18 protein-coding genes and 1 pseudogene are annotated in these 20,027 nt (G+C 65.4%); 9 read left to right on the top strand and 10 right to left on the bottom strand.

Annotated elements, in window-relative coordinates:
* Positions 1–129: 129 nt before the first annotated feature.
* From gyrA to dnaA, 6 genes are all read right to left on the bottom strand, one after another.
* Positions 130–2,637, bottom strand: coding sequence for a DNA gyrase subunit A (gene gyrA / locus WAO18_RS12460; protein WP_422206579.1), 2,508 nt, complete (start codon positions 2,635–2,637; stop codon positions 130–132).
* Positions 2,638–2,691: 54 nt separating this feature from the next.
* Complete coding sequence (gyrB, locus tag WAO18_RS12455; RefSeq protein ID WP_422206578.1) at positions 2,692–4,722, bottom strand: DNA topoisomerase (ATP-hydrolyzing) subunit B; 2,031 nt, start codon at positions 4,720–4,722, stop codon at positions 2,692–2,694.
* 218 nt (positions 4,723–4,940) lie between these two features.
* Positions 4,941–5,513, bottom strand: a complete 573-nt coding sequence (locus tag WAO18_RS12450) for a DUF721 family protein (RefSeq protein ID WP_422206577.1) — start codon at positions 5,511–5,513, stop codon at positions 4,941–4,943.
* Positions 5,510–6,682 (bottom strand): DNA replication/repair protein RecF, encoded by a 1,173-nt coding sequence (recF, locus tag WAO18_RS12445; RefSeq protein ID WP_422206576.1) that lies wholly within the window; start codon positions 6,680–6,682, stop codon positions 5,510–5,512. The genes WAO18_RS12450 and recF overlap by 4 nt, the downstream gene beginning before the upstream one ends.
* Before the next feature lie 7 nt (positions 6,683–6,689).
* Positions 6,690–7,889, bottom strand: coding sequence for a DNA polymerase III subunit beta (dnaN, locus tag WAO18_RS12440; protein ID WP_422206575.1), 1,200 nt, complete (start codon positions 7,887–7,889; stop codon positions 6,690–6,692).
* 521 nt (positions 7,890–8,410) lie between these two features.
* The gene (dnaA, locus tag WAO18_RS12435; RefSeq protein ID WP_422206574.1) at positions 8,411–9,907 is read right to left on the bottom strand and encodes a chromosomal replication initiator protein DnaA; all 1,497 of its coding nucleotides are present in this window, start codon (positions 9,905–9,907) and stop codon (positions 8,411–8,413) included.
* Between the two features lie 570 nt (positions 9,908–10,477).
* Here dnaA and rpmH point away from each other — a divergent pair.
* From rpmH to WAO18_RS12390, 9 genes are all read left to right on the top strand, one after another.
* Positions 10,478–10,621: a 50S ribosomal protein L34 gene (gene rpmH / locus WAO18_RS12430; protein WP_422206573.1), complete on the top strand. Its 144-nt coding sequence runs from the start codon at positions 10,478–10,480 to the stop codon at positions 10,619–10,621.
* Positions 10,622–10,644: 23 nt separating this feature from the next.
* Positions 10,645–10,989, top strand: coding sequence for a ribonuclease P protein component (rnpA, locus tag WAO18_RS12425; protein ID WP_422206582.1), 345 nt, complete (start codon positions 10,645–10,647; stop codon positions 10,987–10,989).
* A 62-nt stretch (positions 10,990–11,051) separates the two neighbouring features.
* Complete coding sequence (gene yidD / locus WAO18_RS12420; protein ID WP_422206581.1) at positions 11,052–11,321, top strand: membrane protein insertion efficiency factor YidD; 270 nt, start codon at positions 11,052–11,054, stop codon at positions 11,319–11,321.
* Between the two features lie 43 nt (positions 11,322–11,364).
* On the top strand, positions 11,365–12,390 hold the full coding sequence (gene yidC, locus WAO18_RS12415) for a membrane protein insertase YidC (protein WP_422206580.1): 1,026 nt from the start codon (positions 11,365–11,367) through the stop codon (positions 12,388–12,390).
* A gap of 70 nt (positions 12,391–12,460) precedes the next feature.
* The gene (locus WAO18_RS12410) at positions 12,461–13,036 is read left to right on the top strand and encodes a protein jag (protein ID WP_422206572.1); all 576 of its coding nucleotides are present in this window, start codon (positions 12,461–12,463) and stop codon (positions 13,034–13,036) included.
* Between the two features lie 64 nt (positions 13,037–13,100).
* The gene (gene rsmG, locus WAO18_RS12405) at positions 13,101–13,829 is read left to right on the top strand and encodes a 16S rRNA (guanine(527)-N(7))-methyltransferase RsmG (RefSeq protein ID WP_422206571.1); all 729 of its coding nucleotides are present in this window, start codon (positions 13,101–13,103) and stop codon (positions 13,827–13,829) included.
* Complete coding sequence (locus tag WAO18_RS12400; RefSeq protein ID WP_422206570.1) at positions 13,826–14,773, top strand: ParA family protein; 948 nt, start codon at positions 13,826–13,828, stop codon at positions 14,771–14,773. The genes rsmG and WAO18_RS12400 overlap by 4 nt, the downstream gene beginning before the upstream one ends.
* Positions 14,770–15,759, top strand: coding sequence for a ParB/RepB/Spo0J family partition protein (locus WAO18_RS12395; protein ID WP_422206569.1), 990 nt, complete (start codon positions 14,770–14,772; stop codon positions 15,757–15,759). Before WAO18_RS12400 ends, WAO18_RS12395 begins: the two co-directional genes overlap by 4 nt.
* Before the next feature lie 309 nt (positions 15,760–16,068).
* Positions 16,069–16,812 (top strand): acetyltransferase, encoded by a 744-nt coding sequence (locus WAO18_RS12390; RefSeq protein WP_422206568.1) that lies wholly within the window; start codon positions 16,069–16,071, stop codon positions 16,810–16,812.
* Here the strand turns inward: WAO18_RS12390 and WAO18_RS12385 are convergent.
* The 4 genes and pseudogenes from WAO18_RS12385 to WAO18_RS12370 all read right to left on the bottom strand — a co-directional run.
* Positions 16,799–18,019, bottom strand: a complete 1,221-nt coding sequence (locus WAO18_RS12385; RefSeq protein WP_422206567.1) for an N-acetylmuramoyl-L-alanine amidase — start codon at positions 18,017–18,019, stop codon at positions 16,799–16,801. The two genes, WAO18_RS12390 and WAO18_RS12385, sit on opposite strands and share 14 nt — an antisense overlap.
* Positions 18,020–18,142: 123 nt before the next feature.
* Entirely contained in the window at positions 18,143–18,487 is a 345-nt protein-coding gene (trxA, locus tag WAO18_RS12380) for a thioredoxin (RefSeq protein ID WP_422206566.1), read from the bottom strand.
* 14 nt (positions 18,488–18,501) lie between these two features.
* Positions 18,502–19,500 (bottom strand): thioredoxin-disulfide reductase, encoded by a 999-nt coding sequence (gene trxB / locus WAO18_RS12375; protein ID WP_422206565.1) that lies wholly within the window; start codon positions 19,498–19,500, stop codon positions 18,502–18,504.
* Between the two features lie 74 nt (positions 19,501–19,574).
* Positions 19,575–20,027 (bottom strand): annotated as a pseudogene (locus WAO18_RS12370) (hypothetical protein); the annotation flags it as partial.

Below are 20,027 nucleotides of genomic sequence, written 5' to 3'. Positions count from 1 at the left end.
GGCAGCGGGCCGCTTGCGCGGCGGCGGAGCCGCGTCGGAGCCCGCGCCATTACCGTTCGGGCGGTCGCCCGGTCCGGCGTGGCCCGGCTCGTTCGGTGACGTCACCAACGGCTCCTAACTGTGCATCCGCTAGTCGTCCGCACCCTCGTCGGCTTCCTCGGCATCCTCGGCTTCCTCGGCGTTGCGGGCGATGGCTAACAGTGTGTCGCCCTCACCCAAGTTCATCAACCGAACACCCTTGGTCTGCCGGCCGGCCTTGCGGACCTGCTTGGCTTTCGTCCGGATCACGCCACCGCCGGAGGTGATCGCATACACCTCGCTATCGTCATCGACCATCAGCGCTCCCACGAGCTTGCCACGGCGGGTGTCGTACTGGATCGTCAAGATCCCCTTACCGCCCCGGCCCTGCGCGGTGTACTCCTCGATCGCGGTCCGCTTTGCGTAACCGCCGGCGGTCGCGACCAGCAGGAACGTGCCCTCGCGGACCACGTTCAGCGACAGCAGGTAGTCGTCGGTGTTGAACCGCATGCCTTGTACACCCGAGGTCGCCCGGCCCATCGGCCGCAGCGCATCGTCGGTCGCGGAGAACCGGATCGACTGGCCGTTGGCCGAGACCAGCAGCAGATCTTCCTCGGAGGAGCACAGCACCGCGCCGACCAGCTCGTCACCGTCGCGCAGGTTGACCGCCACGATGCCGCCCGACCGGTTGGAGTCGAAATCGGTCAGCTTGGTCTTCTTGACCAGGCCGTTACGGGTGGCCAGCACCAGATAGGGCGCATCCTCGTAGCTCTTGATCTGGATCACCTGGGCGATCCGCTCCTCGGGCTGGAAAGCCAGCAGGTTGGCGACGTGTTGTCCACGCGCCGTGCGAGATGCTTCCGGAAGGTCGTACGCCTTGGCCCGGTACACCCGGCCCTGGGTGGTGAAGAACAAGATCCAGTCGTGCGTCGAGGACACAAAGAAGTGCCGCACGATGTCGTCCTGCTTCAGCCCGGCGCCCTGAACGCCCTTGCCGCCACGCTTCTGGCTGCGGTACAGGTCTGTCTTGGTGCGCTTCGCGTACCCGGTTTCGGTGATGGTGACGACGACGTCCTCGCGAGCGATCAGGTCCTCGTCGCTGACGTCGCCGTCAGCGGCGATGATCCGGGAGCGCCGGTCGTCGCCGTGCTTGTCGACGATCTCGGCGAGCTCGTCGTGCACGATCGCACGTTGCCGCTCCGGCTTGGCCAGGATGTCTTCCAGGTCGGCGATCTCGGCCTCGATCTTGGCCAGGTCGTCGATGATGCGTTGCCGCTCCAAGGCCGCCAGGCGCCGCAACTGCATGTCGAGGATGGCCTGGGCCTGGATCTCGTCGATGTCGAGCAGCTCGATCAGGCCGGCCCTGGCGATGTCGACGGTCTCCGACGCACGGATCAAAGCGATCACTTCGTCAAGCGCGTCAAGGGCTTTCACCAAACCGCGCAAGATGTGGGCGCGCTCGTTGGCCTTACGCAGCCGGTAGGTGGTCCGCCGGATGATCACGTCGAGTTGGTGCTCGACGTAGTAGCGGATCATCTGGTCGAGCCGCAGTGTGCGCGGCACGCCGTCGACGATCGACAGCATGTTGGCGCCGAAGCTGGTCTGCAGCTGGGTGTGCTTGTAGAGGTTGTTCAGCACCACCTTGGCCACCGCGTCGCGCTTGATCTCCACGACGATGCGCAGGCCGACCCGGTCGCTGCTCTGGTCCTCGATGTTGGAGATGCCGGCCAGCTTGCCGTCGCGGACCTGCTCGGCGATCGAGGTGATGAAGTTGTCGTGGTTGACCTGATACGGCAGCTCGGTGATCACCAGCGAGGTGCGGCCACGCGAATCTTCTTCCACCTCAACGACTCCGCGCATCCGGATCGACCCGCGACCGGTGGTGTAGGCGTCGTGGATGCCCTGCGATCCGACGATCAGACCGTACGTGGGAAAGTCCGGGCCCTTGACCCGCTCGCGGACCGCGGCCAGAGTGGCCTCTTCGTCGGCCTCGTGGTTGTCCAGGCACCAATAGACCGCCTCGGCCAACTCGCGCAGATTGTGCGGCGGAATGTTGGTCGCCATGCCGACCGCGATGCCGCCCGACCCGTTGGCCAGCAGGTTGGGGAACCGGCTCGGCAACACCGTCGGCTCTTGCACCCGGCCGTCGTAGTTCGGGATGAAATCGACTGTCTCCTCGTCGATTTCACGCAACATCTCCATGGCCAGCGGAGTCAGCCGCGCCTCGGTGTACCGCATCGCGGCCGCCGGGTCGTTGCCCGGCGAGCCGAAGTTTCCCTGCCCGTCCACCAACGGGTAGCGCAGCGACCACGGCTGCGCCATCCGGACCAGGGTGTCGTAGATCGACGCGTCGCCGTGCGGGTGGTAGTTACCCATTGTCTCGGCGACCGACCGCGCCGACTTGGCGTGGCCGCGGTCCGGGCGGAACCCTGAGTCGAACATCGCGTAGAGCACCCGCCGGTGCACGGGCTTGAGGCCGTCGCGCACTTCGGGTAACGCGCGGCCGACGATCACGCTCATCGCGTAGTCGATGTAGCTGCGCTGCATCTCATGCTGGATGTCGACCGGTTCGATGCGGTCGGCGGCTTCACCGCCGGGCGGCAGCGTGGTGTCTGTCATCTATTCCCTATCCGAGATTTTCAGTGGGGGAGACGTGTAGGAGTACCGGATGTCTTAGACATCAAGGAAGCGCACGTCTTTGGCGTTGCGAGTGATGAAGCTTCGGCGCGCCTCAACGTCCTCGCCCATCAGAATGGAGAACAACTCGTCGGCCGCGGCGGCGTCGTCGAGGGTGATCTGACGCAGGATCCGGACCGAGGGGTCCATCGTGGTTTCCCACAGTTCCTTGGCGCCCATCTCGCCGAGACCCTTGTACCGCTGGATACCGTCCTCGGTGTTGATCTTCCTGCCGGCCTTCTTGCCCGCCTCGACCAGACCATCGCGCTCCCGGTCGGAGTAGGCGAATTCGGGCTCGCTGCGCTGCCACTTCAGCTTGTACAGCGGTGGCTGGGCCAGGAACACGTGGCCGTTCTCGATCAGCGGCCGCATGAACCGGAACAGCAGCGTCAGCAGCAACGTGGAGATGTGCTGGCCATCCACGTCGGCGTCGGCCATCAGCACAATCTTGTGGTAGCGCAGCTTGGTGAGGTCGAATTCGTCGTGGATTCCGGTGCCCAGCGCGGTGATGATCGCCTGGACTTCAGTGTTTTTCAGCACCCGGTCGATGCGGGCCTTCTCCACGTTGATGATCTTGCCGCGCAGCGGCAGGATCGCCTGAAACATCGAGTCGCGGCCGGACTTCGCAGAGCCGCCGGCTGAATCACCTTCCACCACATACAGTTCCGAGCGACGCGGGTCAGTGGAACGACAGTCGGCCAGCTTTCCGGGAAGGCCGCCCAGGTCGGTTGCGCTCTTACGCCGCACCAACTCTCGGGCCTTGCGGGCCGCGATGCGGGCCTGCGCCGACGACACCGCTTTGTTGACGACGGTCTTTGCGTCCGACGGATTGGCATCGAACCAATGCTGCAACTCCTCGTTGCAGATTTTCTGGACGAACGACTTGACCTCGGTGTTACCCAGCTTGGTCTTGGTCTGACCTTCGAACTGCGGCTCGCCGACCTTCACCGAGATGACCGCGGCTAGGCCCTCGCGAATGTCGTCGCCGGTGAGGTTGGGGTCCTTGTCTTTCAGCAGCTTCTTGTCTTTGGCGTATTTGTTCACCACCGTCGTCAAGGCCGCCCGGAAACCCTCCTCGTGCGTGCCGCCCTCATGGGTGTTGATGGTGTTGGCGAAGGTGTGCACCGACTCCGAGTAGCCGCCGTTCCACTGCATGGCGATTTCCACCTCGTGACCGGGACCCTTCCCGGAGAAATCCACGATGCTGGAGTGGATCGGGTTCTTGGTCCGGTTGATGTGCTTGACGAAATCGACCAGGCCGCCGGGGTAGTGGAAAGTGCGGTGCTTGACCTTGTGCGGCGCAACGGATTCCGCGGCTTTTTCTTCCGCGGACTTCGGTGCTTCGGCGGTGTCGCTGACGACTTCGTCGACGATTTCTTCCCTCGTCACCCGCTCGTCGGTCAGGTTGATGGTCAGGCCCTTGTTGAGGAACGCCATCTCCTGCAGCCGACGGGCCACGGTCTCGAAGTCGTAATTCGTCGTTTCGAAGATGCCCGGATCCGCCCAGAACCGAACCGTGGTGCCGGTCTTCTTGGTCTTGTCGCCTTGCTTGAGCGTGCCCGGCTCCGAATGGTCGTAGGTCTGGTACCACTCGTAGCCGTCGGTGGAAATCTCGACCTCGAGTCGGGTGGACAACGCGTTGACCACCGACACCCCGACCCCGTGCAGACCACCGGACACCGTGTAGGCGCTGTCGTCGCCGCCGAACTTTCCGCCGGCGTGCAGCTGGGTCATCACGACGTCGACAGTGGGGACGCCGGTGGCGTGCGTGGCCACCGGGATGCCGCGGCCGTTGTCGGTGACCTGGACGCCGCCGTTCTCGAGGATCTTGACGTCGACGGTGTCGGCGTAGCCGGCCATCGCCTCATCGACCGCGTTGTCGACGACCTCCCATATCAGGTGGTGCAATCCGCGCTCACCGGTGGAACCGATGTACATGCCGGGGCGTTTACGGACCGCTTCCAGGCCCTCCAGAATGGTGATGGAGTCGGCGCCGTACGCTTTCGCATTCTTCTTCGGGGCAGCCACGATCGGGGGGCTCTCCTTGGGGTTGTGCGCGAGCAGTCCGATGGCTCTGCGCTGGTTTTCGTCAGTCTACCGGTAAGGCTGCCTCGGACCGATCCTGTGAGGGCGTTTCTGCACAGCTATCTGCGCCGTGTGCGGAATTTTTCGCTTCGGGCTGCGTCCTGACGCCTGGCGAGGCATTTTTCTGCCTTGTGATGGCCCTCAGCGAATCGCCCGGAGGGTCACCCATAGGTGTCCCGCGGGCCCCTTCCGGCGATGTGCAGTCGCCCCTTCCGCCACGACGGTGTGACCGGTCCGGTGATCCGCAGGCTGTTCACCACACCGTCGCCCACCTCCGCCGCAATTTTGGCCAGCACCTGGTTCTGGATGATTCGTAATTGGGTGGCCCAGGCGGTCGACTCCGCGACGACGGTCAGCACCCCGTCGCGCAGCGTGGTCGGCGCAGCGTGGTCGGCGATGTGTGAGCCGACGACCGTCGGCCACTGCCCAAACACCGCCCCCTCGGCGACACGCCCCGACCAGCCCTGCCTCTTGGCCACGTCGCGGGTAGCGCTGGCGAGCGTTTGCGGATCCCGCGCGTCGGGGCCGGGCCCAGACCAGCGGCGCCGGCCTCCGCTGCCGGCCACTCGGCGGGTGGGCGGAAGACGGCGGCCGCGTCCCACGTCTTTTCCTTGCGTGCGGGCGGCGCCGCGGGCCTCTTCCAGGACCCGCCTGACCAGATCCATGCCCGCCAGGTCACCGAGATGCTCGGGCGGTCCGGCACTGGGTTCGGGGGTGTCGTCGTCGGGGCTCAACTGTCGCCCTCCTCTTCGTGCTCGTGCAACACCACGGCCGAGGCCGGCCCGCTGTCGTCGTCGATGAGGGTGATGTCCACCCGGTCTGCCAGCCAGTCGCGCGGAATGTCGTCGACGACGGCCGCGGTCACCAGGACCTGTTCGGCAGAAGCGGCCGCCGCGGCCAGGGCTTCACGGCGGGCGGTGTCGAGTTCGGCAAAGACATCGTCGAGTAACAGCACCGGGTCACTTCCCTCGGCGCGCAACAATTCGTAGGCCGCTAAGCGCAACGCCAACGCCATCGACCACGATTCACCGTGGCTTGCAAAGCCTTTCGCGGGTTGTTCACCAAGTCGCAGTTCCAGGTCATCGCGGTGCGGACCCACCAGGCACACACCGCGTTCGAGTTCCGCGTCGCGGCGCACAGCCATCTTTTCCAGCAGCGCCGTGCGCAACATCTCCACATCCACGTGATCCGGCTCGAGGTCGATGCTGGCGTGATAGCTGATCGCCGCCGGCCGCGACGCCGGTGCCAGCCGTTGGTAACTCTTCTGCACCTCCGGAGCCAGCTCGTTCACCAAGGTCATTCGAGCGGCCATCAACTCGGCGCCGTGGGTGGCCAAATGCCCGTCCCACACATCGAGGGTGTCCAACGCGCCTCGGTCACCCCGGAATCGCGCGCCGGACGCGGACTTCAACAGCGCCGTGCGCTGGCGCAGGACTTTGTCATAGTCGGCCCGGATCGCCGCCACGCGCGGCCGGCGCACCGCGGCCAGATCGTCGAGGTAACGCCGCCGATCTCCCGGGTCGCCGCGGACCAGCGCCAGATCCTCGGGCGCGAACAACACCGCGCGCAGCACCCCGAGCAGCTCGCGGGGACTTCGCACCGGGGAGCGGTTCAACCGAGCTTTGTTGCCCCGGCCGGCTGCGATCTCGAGGTCGATGGCGCATTCGCGGCCGTCGTTCACCACGATCGTCGACACCACCGCCCGCTCGGCGCCGACACGGACCAGCGGTGCGTCGGTGGCAACACGATGTGATCCCAAAGTCGACGAATACCACAGGGCCTCAACGAGATTCGTCTTGCCGTAACCGTTGGGCCCGACGAATACCGTCCGCCCCCGCGTCAGTTCCAGCTCGACATTCACCCAGGACCGGAAGTCCCGCAAGCCCAGATGACGAACGTACACCTAATCGCTAACCAGGCAGACGAACCGGCATCAGCAAATACACATACTCGGTCTGCACAGCGGGGAACGGCCCGCTGCCGCTGGGTTGCGCGTCGTCGGCGGCGGCCGGCCGCAACACCGCCGGTCGGCTTGGTGTGGTGAACCCGAACGACACCCGATCGGAATGCAGCGAGCCCAAGCCATCGGTGAGGTAGGTCGGGTTGAACGCAATCGTCAGCGGTTCGCCGGCGAATTCCACCGCGACGTCTTCTTCGGCACGACCCACGTCGTCTGCGCCGGCCGACAGCCGCAACACATCTTCGGCAAATTCCATCCGTACCTGGGCGCCGCGATCGGCCACCAGGGCAACGCGCTTGATCGCCTCGGTCAGCTCCGCCACCCCGACGGTGGCGACCGCGGTGTGTTCGGTCGGCAGCAGCTGCCGGAACTTCGGGAACTCCGCATCCAACAGCCGGGTGGTGCTGCGCTTGCCGTTTCCGCTGATGCCCAGCAATCCGTCCTTGCCGACCGCGGCGCCGGCCCCCAACGACAAGTGCACCTCGGCGCCCTCGGCGCCGCTCTTGGCGGCCTCGGACAGCGTCTTGGCCGGCACCAAAACCGCGGCCTCGACGTCGGGTGCAGAAGCCGACCAGGTCAACTCCCGAACCGCAAGGCGGAACCGGTCGGTCGCGGCCAAAACCACGGACTGGCCTGAGATTTCAACGCGAATACCGGTCAGCATCGGCAGCGTGTCATCACGGCCCGCCGCGACGGCCACCTGACCGATCGCCTCGGAGAACACATCGGACGACAGGGCGCCGGTCTCTTCCGGCAGGGTGGGCAGCGTCGGGTAATCCTCAACCGCCATCGTCGGCAGCGAGAACTTCGCATTTCCGCACGCCAGGGTGACTCGGGTGCCCTCGACCTGAACGTCGACGGGTTTGTTCGGCAATGCCTTGGTGATGTCTGACAACAATCGGCCTGACACCAGAGCTGTTCCCGGAGAGGCAATTTCAGCTGCCAACCGAACTTCGGCGGAGACCTCGTAGTCGAATCCGGAGATCGTCAGACCGTCGTCCGAGCCGGTCAACAACACACCGGCCAGAACCGGCACGGTGGGCCTGGTCGGCAGCGTCCGCGCCACCCACGCCACTGCGTCAGCGAAGTCGTCCCGCACCAGGCGGAACTTCAAGTCGGTCAGGCCGACTGTGGTCGTCGCCACGTCCATTGCGTCCCTTCATCACCTCGAACAGCAAGCCCAACTTCAGCGGCTCCACCCCACGTGAGGCGCGGTACTCCCCGCCGACGGACGCCAGTGCCCGTAATCAATTCCGACGACCGAAACGGCAGTCGAACCACAACCGTAGAGCGTCGGAGGCCATCTTGAAAGCTAATCGAAATCAACGACAGTCGGCTCTTGCCTGGCCCGATACCGGGGTGTGGAACGGCCCATCCCCAGAGGCGTTTTCTAACGAACAAACTATGTAGAGATTTCAGTAACAGTATTAGGGCCTGTGCAAGTTGGGGACAGCATGATGTCTGCGCTGCTGGGGAAGCCAACCAGGTTGTGCATGACGCGGGGCCGGGTTGTGTGGTTTGTGTGTAGCGGTTGGGGATCGGCCGCGGTTGTGCACTGGACGGCGGGTCGACGGCGGACTGTGCGGGGCTTGCGCACAGCGGTATCCACAGCTGATCCTGTGACAGGTGTTATGGCCGTGCCAGAAGTTTTTTCGGATTTTGCAGTGTCAATCAGCGCTTGGAGCGCTGACGAATCCGAGTGGTGAGCTCTTTGACGTGATCGAAGATCTCACGTCGCTCGGCCATCTCGGACAGGATCTTCTTCTGCGCGTACATCACGGTGGTGTGGTCGCGACCAAATGCCTGGCCGATCTTGGGCAACGACAAGTCGGTCAGTTCGCGACATAGGTACATGGCGATCTGTCGTGACTGCGCCAGGGCACGGGTCTTGCCGGGACCGCGTAACTCCTCGACGGTGGTGTCGAAGTACTCGGCGGTGGCGGCCATGATCGTCGCGGCGCTGATCTGCATGGTGCTGGCGTCGGCGATCAGATCGCGCAACACGATTTCGGCCAGAGACTTGTCGATCGGGGCCTTGTTCAGCGATGCGAACGCGGTGACCCGAATCAGCGCGCCCTCCAACTCCCGGATGTTGCGTTCGATGCTGCTGGCGATCAACTCGAGCACATCATCGGGAACATTGAGCCGTTCCATCTGGGCTTTCTTGCGCAGGATGGCGATGCGGGTTTCGAGCTCCGGTGGCTGAACGTCGGTGATGAGACCCCACTCGAACCGGGTGCGCAGCCGATCTTCAAGTGTCGCAAGCTGTTTGGGCGGTCGATCGGAGGAGATGACGATCTGCTTGTTGGCGTTGTGCAGGGTATTGAAGGTGTGGAAGAACTCTTCCTGAATACCTTCTTTGCCCTCGATGAACTGGATGTCGTCCACCAGCAGCACATCGACGTCGCGGTAGCTGCGTTTGAACGCCACCTTGCGGTCGTCGCGTAGTGAGTTGATGAAGTCGTTGGTGAACTCTTCGGTCGAGACGTACTTGACCCGCATGCCCGGGAACAGGCGTTGGGCGTAATTGCCCGCGGCGTGCAGCAGGTGCGTTTTGCCCAGGCCGGACTCGCCCCAGATGAAGAGTGGGTTGTAGGCCCGGGCCGGCGCCTCGGCGATTGCGAGTGCGGCGGCGTGAGCGAACCGGTTCGAGGCACCGATGACAAACGTGTCGAAGGTGTAGCGCCGGTTCAAGCTGAGACCGGCGGCCGCGTCGGCCGCGGTGCTGTGCGGACGCTCGGAGAAGTACGACGGCCAGTTCTGGTGGGCGGCGGCCAGCGCCTCGCCGTCTTCGTCGATCTCATCGAGGTCGGGTTCATCGAAGGCAGCACCGGTGCCGTCGGTGGTTTCGTCGCCGGCCAGCGGCGAGATCCGCACGCCGAGCTCGATCTGTTGGCCGAGACGTCGGCTGAGCGCTTCGGTGATCTGGGTGCGGAGGTGACGTTCGATCTCGTTCTGCACGAAGCTGCTCGGCACCGAGAGAAGAGCAAAGCCTTCGACGATAGTCAGCGGCTGCACCAGGTTGAGCCACGCTCGCTGCTGTGGTGTCAGCGGTGGGACGTACGGTTCACCGTTGAGGGCGGCGCTGTCGGTGGCGAGCTCGCCGTTGAGTTCCGAGACGACCGCGCTCCAGACCGTCGCGAAGCTTGATCCGGGGTCCTCGGTCAACGACGGGTCCCCCTGATAAGTCTTGGAAGTGCAGTTAGTAGATGAGACGACGAACTGTCCACATGGTTATCCACAAGTGTGGACAGCAGAGCCGCCATGGAGCCACAGCTTACCGCTGACGGCCCCGGGATTGGCGCTCGCTGGTGCCAGCAGAACTCAGCTGGCTAGGAGGCCGATCTGCCATCCTCGCTTCGTTGTCTGGTGCTGTTCCGGTCTGAAACGGCACTGCCGAAGCTAACAGTTTTCGGCGCGCGCGCCAACCGTTCTGCAACATTCGGAAGGCCTTTCCGAAGATTGCTCAGCGGACCGGTGGCGGGTGTGACGTCAGTAAAGGATCAGCGTCGAATCGGCTGCCGTCGAGGCGTGGTTTGACCGGGCGAACGCCGGTCAGTACCCTCAGACAGTCGCCCGAAAGTCGGCGATACGGCTGCGATCCGAGCATCAAGTCCCGGAGCCTGCGCCGGTTACCAGCGAGACACAAAGCCTACCGAGGCGTCGTGGGGGCAAGCATGACCCAGCGGCACGGGGAACCGGGTCGAGCACGATGCCAGATGCAGCAAGGAGAGAGTCGTGGCAAAGGGCAAGCGGACCTTCCAGCCGAATAACCGGCGCCGTGCCCGCGTGCACGGATTCCGTCTGCGGATGCGGACCCGGGCTGGCCGCGCAATCGTATCGAATCGGCGTAACAAGGGACGTCGCTCGCTGACTGCTTGATTTCAGATCCCGGTGTAACGGCGGTGCTTCCCGCGCGAAACCGCATGACGCGGTCGACCGATTTCGACGCCACGGTCAAGCACGGAAAGCGAGCCGTACAACCGGATCTGGTCATCTATATGCGGCACGCGACAGGTAATCCGAAGCTGGGACTGATCGTTTCTCGATCGGTCGGCTCGGCCGTGCAACGGCATCGACTTTCCCGACGGCTGCGCCATGTCGCCCGCGACGTGATGGACGGTTGGAATCAGTCGGAACACGTGGTGATCCGCGCATTGCCGAGCAGCCGAGACGTTGTCTCGGCCCGGTTGCGCGACGAACTCCGGGCCGGCTTACGGCGCATCGAGTCGACAGGGTCCAAGCGGTGAATGACATAACGTCACGGTGTGCGCGGTCGGTGCGAAGCGCCGAGTCCGCAGTCATCCGCGCCATGATCTTCGTTATCCAGCTCTACCGGCACATGGTGTCGCCGCTGCGGCTGCCCACTTGTCGCTTCACCCCGACCTGTAGTCAGTACGCGGTGGACGCGCTGGCGGAGTTCGGGTTGGTGCGGGGGAGTTGGCTGGCCGCCATCCGGTTGGCGAAGTGTGGTCCCTGGCATCGGGGAGGATGGGATCCGGTACCGGAACACCGGGGAGCCGGGGTCCAAGACTGGGTCGCCCCAGCGACGCTAGGGGAGAGTGATTCTGTTGTCCTTTGATCCATTCAGCCTTGACTATTTCTATTACCCGGTCTCGGCGATCATGTGGCTTTGGTACAAGGCGTTTGCCTCGTTCCTGGGTCCGGCGAACTTCCTCGCCTGGACGCTGTCGGTGATGTTCCTCGTCTTCACCCTGCGCGCGATCTTGTACAGCCCGTTCGTCCGTCAGATCCGCACCACCCGTCAGATGCAAGAGCTCCAACCACAAATCAAGGCGCTGCAGAAGAAGTACGGCAAGGACCGGCAGCGGATGGCACTGGAGATGCAGAAGCTGCAGCGGGAGCACGGGTTCAACCCGATCCTCGGCTGTCTGCCGATGCTGGCGCAGGTGCCGGTGTTCCTCGGGCTGTATCACGTCCTGCGGTGTTTCAACCGGACCTCGACCGGCATCGGACAGCTCGGCCTGTCGCCCGAGCGCAACCGCGAGTTGGGCAACTACGTCTTCAGCGCGAAGGACGTCGGCCACTTCCTGGACGCGAATCTGTTCGGTGCCCCACTGGGCGCCAGCATGACGCAGCGCGGCGCGAGCCTGGAGGCGTTCCAGGGCTTCGACTTCAGTCGCCCGGCGGTCGCCGCGGTCGGGGTGCCGGTGATGATCCTGGCCGGCATCGCGACCTACTTCAACAGCCGCGCGTCGGTGGCTCGGCAGAGCGTGGAGGCGGCGGCCAACCCGCAGACCGCGATGATGAACAAGCTTGCGCTGTACGTGTTCCCGCTCGGGGTTGTGGTCGGCGGGCCGTTCCTGCCGCTGGCGATCATCTTCTACTGGTTCGCGAACAACATCTGGACGTTCGGTCAGCAGCACTACGTGTTCGCGATGATCGAGCGAGAAGAAGAGGAAAAGAAGCGCGAGGCGATCGAGCGCCGGGCGGCGAACGCGCCGGCGCCGGGGGCCAAACCCAAGCGGGCGGCGCGGGGCGCGTCCGCGGACGGCAACGGTTCGTCGGCGACCGAGAGCGTGGCGGGGGACGCCGTTGCCGGGGACGCGTCGCCGACGGACACGGGCAACGCCGATACAGTCGGCCGCGCGCCGCGGCCCGGAGCCAAGCCGAAGAAGCGCCGGCGTTGATCGACCGCGCCGCCGCATCGACAGATTTCACCGGGCGAGGCCCCGGGTACGGGAAGGAAAATAGGCAGACATGACCGACGTCGACACCAACGGACACGACACGCACGAGGCGGCAGCCCAGGAGGATCTGGACGAGGCTGCTAACGGCGCCACACCAGCCGAGGGTGACAGTGAAGACAATCTGGAAGAGCGTTTGGTCGCCGAGGGAGAAATCGCGGGCGACTACTTAGAGGAACTGCTCGACCTCCTCGACTTCGACGGCGACATCGACTTGGACGTCGAAGGCAGCCGCGCGATCGTCAGCATCGATGGCAGCGACGACTTGACCAAATTGGTGGGCCGCAAGGGCGAGGTGCTCGACGCGCTGCAGGAGCTGACCCGGCTGGCCGTCCACCAGAAGACCGGGGTGCGCAGTCGGCTGATGCTCGACATCGCCAGCTGGCGCCGGCGCCGGCGCGAGGAGCTGGCCGCGCTGGGCGACAAGGTTGCGAGAAGGGTGTTGGAAAGCGGAGAACGGGAAGAACTCGCACCGATGACGCCGTTTGAGCGCAAGATCGTGCATGACGCCGTCGCAGCGGTCAGCGGGGTTCACAGCGAGAGCGAGGGCGTCGAGCCGGGGCGCCGCGTCGTCGTCTTGGTGGACTGAACGGTCACCGAGTTACAACTGTGTAGTTCGGTCGCGCGCCGGCGGCGGGGACGGAACGGGAGGAATGTTTCACGTGAAACATGGCGATTCCCGCGACCTCGCCGGGTGCCCGGTCCCCGTGCCGCCAGAGGCGGCATCCCAGGTTTTTGGGGAGCGGTTGGCCATCGCCGTGCGCTACGCCGAGCTGTTGGCGGGGATCGGCGTCGAGTGGGGATTGCTTGGGCCCCGCGAAGTGGAGCGAGTGTGGGACCGCCACCTGTTGAACTCCGCTGCGGTTGCCGAGCTGATTGAACCGGGGGAGCGAGTAGCCGACATCGGGAGCGGCGCCGGCCTGCCGGGGCTCCCGCTGGCGATAGCGAAACCAGGACTGCGGGTGGTGTTGGTGGAGTCGCTGTTACGTCGGACTGAGTTCCTCCGCACGGTCATCACCGAGCTCGGCCTCGACGTTGAGGTGGTGCGGGGGCGCGCCGAGGACGCGGCCGTGCGGGAGGCCGTCGGCGGAAGCGACGTCGTGGCCTCGCGGGCAGTGGCGTCGCTCGACAAGCTGACTCGCTGGAGTCTGCCGCTGCTGCGGCCGGGCGGCCGGATGATGGCCATCAAAGGGGAGCGTGCACCCGACGAGGTCCGCGAGCATCGGCGTGTGATGACTAAGTTGGGCGCCACGGATGCCAGGGTGATGGAATGTGGCGTGAGCTATCTATCCCCACCGACAACGGTGGTGGTTGCTTGGCGCGGGAAGCCGGAATCCGTCCGGCGGTCCTCGCGCCGACGGTCGAACAGGGAGAGCCTATGAGTGCGCCACACGACCAGTTCGGCCCCGCCGTCGAGGTAGATGTTTCACGTGAAACATCGGATCTCGACACTCCAATCGGGGCGGCCGCCGAGCGGGCGATGCAGGTGCTGTCAAAGGCTTACCAACCGCTGAGTCGCCCACCGCATCGCCGACTCTTCACGATCGCCAACCAGAAGGGCGGCGTCGGGAAGACGACGACCGCAGTGAACCTGGCGGCGGCGCTGGCCGTCCAAGGACTCCGGACGTTGGTGATCGACCTCGACCCGCAAGGCAACGCGAGCACGGCGCTGGGCATCACCGAACGGCACTCGGGGACGCCGTCGTCGTATGAAGTCCTTCTCGGCGAGATCAAGCTGAAGGAGGCGATGCGGCAAAGCCCGCATAGCGAGCGCCTTTTCTGCGTGCCGTCGACCATTGACTTGGCCGGCGCCGAGATCGAGTTGGTGAGCATGGTCGCCCGCGAAAACCGGCTGAAGACCGCGCTAGCCGAGCTCGATACCGTCGACTTCGATTACGTCTTCATCGACTGCCCGCCGTCGTTGGGTCTGCTGACCATCAACGCGTTGGTCGCCGCGCCGGAGGTGCTGATCCCGATCCAGTGCGAGTACTACGCGCTGGAGGGAGTGTCGCAGTTGATGAACAACATCGAGATGGTGAAGGCCCACCTGAATCCCGGGCTGAACGTCAGCACCGTCATTCTCACCATGTATGACGGCCGGACCAAGCTGGCCGACCAGGTGGCCGACGAAGTCCGTCGCTACTTCGGAACCAAAGTGTTGCGCACCGTTATCCCGCGCAGTGTAAAAGTCTCCGAGGCGCCGGGCTACAGCATGACCATCATCGACTACGACCCCGGGTCTCGCGGTGCGATGAGTTACCTCGACGCCAGCCGCGAACTCGCCGAGCGTAGCCGACCCGCAGCCGATAAAGGGGACACAGAATGAGCCAACCATCGCGCCGGAAGGGCGGCCTCGGCCGAGGTCTGGCTTCGCTAATCCCGACCGGGCCGGCCGACGGTGAGTCGGACGCCTCACGCCTCGGGCCGCGAATCGGTGACGCCGCCGCCGATGTTCTGATGGGCGGACCGCCTGCGGCGGGCGCTAACGACATCGGCGCGGTATACCGCGAAATCGATCCGAGTCTGATCGAACCGAACCCGCGCCAGCCGCGGCAGGTATTCGACGAGGAGGCACTGTCCGAACTCGTGCACTCGATCCGCGAGTTCGGCCTCATGCAGCCGATCGTGGTGCGAGCGGTGGACATATCCTCGCCGGGCGGCCCGCGCTACCAACTCGTCATGGGGGAGCGGCGGTGGCGCGCCGCTCAAGCCGCCGGGCTGACCGCCATCCCTGCGATCGTGCGGGAGACCGCCGAAGACAATCTGCTGCGCGACGCCTTGCTGGAAAATATCCACCGGGTTCAGTTGAACCCATTGGAAGAAGCGGCGGCGTACCAGCAACTCCTGGACGAGTTCGACGTCACCCACGATGAACTTGCGGCCCGGATCGGCCGGTCCCGCCCACTGATCACCAACATGATCCGACTGCTGCGGTTGCCGATCGCCGTCCAGCGCCGGGTGGCGGCGGGCGTGCTGTCGGCCGGCCATGCCCGGGCGCTGCTGTCGTTGGAGGCCGGGCCGGACGCCCAGGAGGCGCTGGCCGCCCGCATCGTCGCCGAGGGATTGTCGGTCCGGGCCACCGAGGAGGCAGTCACTCTTGCCAATCGCAGCGAGCCCAGTCAGCCGGCGGCGCCACGACGCAAGCCGATCCACATGCCGGGCCTGCAGGATGTCGCCGAGCAACTCTCCAGCGCATTCGATACCCGCGTCACGGTGAGCCTGGGCAAGCGGAAAGGCAAGATCGTTGTCGAGTTCGGTTCGGTGGACGATCTCCAGCGCATCGTCGACTTGATGAACGCGTCGAAGAACTGACCGTACACACCGGCTGATTACGTCACTGTGACAATCCGCGAGATCAGGCCGCTCTGACGTGCTCCGATTGTTCGAATCCGACTGCGCACCAGGCTATTTCATGTCCGACACGGCGACGGGCACGCCGCGGGCGGCCAATCGGCCCGAAGCGACCAACCCGGTGCCGTTTCGGAGCCCGGCAGCGGGCGCGCGCGAGTATCGCGGCCGCCCCCATCCTGGGGGTACGCTCGGCTGCGGGGTGGGAGCACCACCCGCTCGCGGGGAAACCGGGCCGCCACCGACCGTTCCCCACGGAGGCCCAGGAGTCTAGTGTCTGCTCGAATCACACCTCTGCGACTCGAAGCCTTCGACCAGCTTCCCAAGCACGCACGCCGCTGCGTCTTTTGGGAAGTCGACCCTGCAACGCTCGGCCAACAAGATCAGCTCGCCGATCCTGAATTCGAGAAGGAAGCGTGGCTGTCGATGGTCATGCTCGAGTGGGGATCGTGTGCGCAAGTGGCCATGGGCGCAGCGGTGGACGGCGGCCAGGGCGAGCCGGCCTGCCTCGGCTACGCTTTTTACGCCCCACCGCGCGCGGTGCCGAGGGCGCGGCGATTTCCCACCGCGCCGGTCTCCGCCGACGCGGTGCTGCTGACGTCGATGCGGGTCGAACCCGGACCGGCCGCCGAGGAACTGCCGTACAGCCTCGTCGCCCGGGTGGTCGACGAATTGGTTCGTCGTGGCGTGCGCGCGCTGGAGGCATTCGGCCGCACCGAGATCGTCGCGGAGTTGGCCAGCCTGCCGAGCACCGAGCCCGAGCTGCAGCCGGTGCTCGAGGTACTGGGTGACTGCTCGGCCGAGCACTGTGTGATCGAGGCCGACTTTCTGCGCGACGTGGGATTCGTTGTGGTGGCGCCGCATCCGTACTTCCCGCGGCTACGGCTCGAGCTGGACAAGGGCCTGGGCTGGAAGGCCGAAGTCGAGGCCGCCTTGGAGCGACTGCTGGAGAGCGCGGCGCTGCAAGAACCGGTCGCGGCGGGATCGCCGGCGGGGTCTTCGGCTAGGAGCCGCTGACCCGACTCGCCTGCTCCACCGCCAACTCGTGAGCCAGCAGTTCGGCGAACGTGAAGGTGCCGGTGGGCCGGTCGTTTTTGCCGAGCAGGTACAGCCGCTTCACCGCTGCGAGGATTCCCTCGGCAATCGCGTCGCGAGTCTGCGTGGTGGTGAGCAATCCACGGTCGCCGGGGTTGGTGATATAGCCGACGTCGACCTGAACCGTGGGCATCCGGGTCAACCGGAGCAGATCCCACGTCCGACCATGGGTGCGGCAGTCCCGTAAACCGGTGCGCGCCACCACTTCACGTTGAATGAAGTCGGCGAGGTTGCGACCGATGGTGGACACCGAACCATGGGAATTCCCGAAGTGGAACGACGCGACGCCGCTCGCCGACGGGCTGGGCTGGGTTTCGCACCGCAGGCTGATCATCAGGTCGGCGCCGACAGCGTTGGCCGTCGCGGCGCGTTCGGCATCCGATGGGCTGCGGTTGGTCGGACGGGACAGGAACGTCTCCATGCCGATCGCAGTCATCCGGCCTTCGAGGCGACTTGCCAAGTCCCACAGGATATCTGATTCGCTGATCGGCCCCACGGATTCGTGAGCGATCAAACCGTGGTCGGCACCGCCGCGGCCCGGATCGATGATGATGCGCTTGCCGGACAGCTTCGGGCCCGATCGCCGCACCAGCTCCTCTTCGCGAATGGCGTGCAACGAACCGCCGGTGACCCGCGAACTGAGAAAGTACAAGGAGCGCAACGTTTCTGGGCCGCAGATGCCATCGGCGTACAGGCCGTACTCGCGCTGGTAGGACATCAACCCGTTGTGGGTCTGCAGACCGAAGTATCCGTCGACCAGGCCGGTGTAGAAACCGAGATCCTGCAAGCGGGCCTGCAGCGTGGCGACGTCGTCGCCATACATCGGCGCACCGAACTGATGGTGCAGGGTGCGCGCACCCAACCGGTAGGAGGCTTCGCGCAGTGCCCGGTTGGTGGCTTCGCCGACGACGCCGTCGACCAGAAGTCCGCGATGCTGCTGAAACGCCCGAACGGCATGGTCGAGCTCGTCGTCGAATACTTCCAGCGCGACGTGCTTTCCGGTGCTCAGCTCCGAATCCCCGCCGTCCAGATGGCCCAGCGCGGTCAGCGACGCCCGGATGTCGGTGACCGCGGCGCTACGGTCGCCGCGGCGCAGCGTTTCGCCGACGCCGCCATCCGGTCTCGACATTCCAAGGCCTCCGGTAATCCGGTGGTAGCAGCCCTGCCGCTTCTTGACAGGCTTGGCGGTATTGTCGCAGACGCTTGACGTTTTCGGGAAAACGCCAGGCAAACCGCGTCGATCTTTCGCCTGCTAGCCGACGTTGGGAACGGCGTCTGAGAGTTCTCGCAGCAGCGCCGCTTTGCCCTTGGCTCCAACGATGCGTTTGACCGGCTCGCCGCCCTTGAACAAGATCAACGTCGGGATCGACACCACGTCAAAATTGCGCGCGGTCTCGGGATTTGCGTCGACGTCGAGCTTGGCGACGGTGAGCTGCCCGGCAGTTTCGGCGGCGATCTCGGCCAATACCGGTGCCACCATCTTGCACGGCCCGCACCAGGTAGCCCAAAAGTCAACCAGCACAGGCGTATTGCTGGCCAGTACTTCGCTTTCGAACGATGCGTCAGAGACGTCTACAGGCGCGCCGGTTTCAGTCATCGGGTGTACTCCTATCAGAGGGTCGCGGTCGCCGGTGCTCCGGCGGATTTGGTTTGGGTGCGCTCGCCGGGCTCGGCCTGCTCGGCCAGCCAGCGTTCGGCGTCGATGGCCGCCGAGCAACCGGTGCCGGCCGCGGTGACCGCCTGCCGGTAGGTGTGATCGACCAGGTCGCCTGCGGCGAACACGCCGTCGACTGAGGTGTAGGTCGAGCTGCCTTTGACCAGCACGTAGCCGTCCGGATCCAGGTCGACCGCACCGCGAACCAGCTCAGAGCGCGGGTCGTGGCCGATCGCGACGAACACCCCGGTCACCGGCAAGGTGGTTTCCTTGCCGGTTGTCGTGTCGCGAAGCCGCAAGCCGGTCACTGTGGACGCACCTTCGACGGCCTCCACGACGCTGTTGGTGACGAACTTGATCTTGTCGTTATTGCGGGCCCGGTCGAGCATGATCCTCGAGGCCCGAAACTCCTCGCGGCGATGCACCAGGGTGACGCTGCGGGCAAACTTCGTCAGGAAGGTGGCCTCTTCCATGGCCGAGTCGCCGCCGCCGATCACGGCGATGTCCTGGTCGCGGAAGAAGAAGCCGTCGCAGGTGGCACACGAGCTCACGCCGCGGCCGAGCAGTTCCTGCTCGCCGGGCACGTGCAGATAACGGGCCGCGGCGCCCATCGCCAGGATGACGGCGCGGGCGTGCAGGGTCTCGCCTTCGGAGGTGGTGACGGACTTCACCGGGCCGTCCAGCGACACCGATTCGACGTCCTCCATGCGCAGATCGGCGCCGAATCGCAGTGCCTGCTCACGCATCTGGTCCATCAACTCGGGTCCTTGGATGCCCTCACGGAAACCGGGGTAGTTCTCGACCTCGGTCGTGGTCATCAGCGCACCGCCGAACGAGACGCCCTCGAAGACCACCGGCGCCAGCTGTGCGCGCGCCGCATATAGCGCCGCTGTGTAGCCGGCGGGCCCGGACCCGATGACGATCACGTCGTGAACAGTGCCGGTCGAGGAACTCATGCCAACCTTTCAAGTACTTAGAACCGCTTCAAAGCACTGGAACGCCAGGGTAGGCGGTGCTGTTCCCGCGAACACTACGGAGGGTTGACCGTCCTGTCAGCCGACAGGCCGGTGTTGGCTGCGCTGCAGGTCGGCGCCACCGCGAGTGCTCTGAGCGCGCCGGGCGCATCGGCGGGCAGCAGGAGCAGCACGGCCGGATGCCCGGCGATATCGACCGCCCGGGCACCTAGCACCCGGGCGTTGGCCGGGTAACCCAAACCGGACAGGCAGGAGGCGCGGCGACGTGGATCGGCGAGTGGCCCGAAATCGGGTTCACGGTCGAGCAGGGCGAGGATCTGCTGATCCGACAGAGGAATCGTTTGCGGCGGCCGCGAGACGGTGATGTGTTCGATGGTGGTCGGCCGGCTCGTCGTTGCGGTGGGGGCCGTAATTAGCGCCTTGGTGCCCAGCCAGGCCGCGGCGGCCAACGCGGCCAGGCCGGCCGCCGCCACCGCGAGTCGCGCCGAGCGCGGGAGACGCCCCCGGCC

Source organism: Mycobacterium sp., from assembly GCF_049278535.1.
In the GTDB taxonomy this organism is placed as follows: domain Bacteria; phylum Actinomycetota; class Actinomycetes; order Mycobacteriales; family Mycobacteriaceae; genus Mycobacterium.
This window is presented reverse-complemented; position numbering and strand designations above follow the sequence as displayed.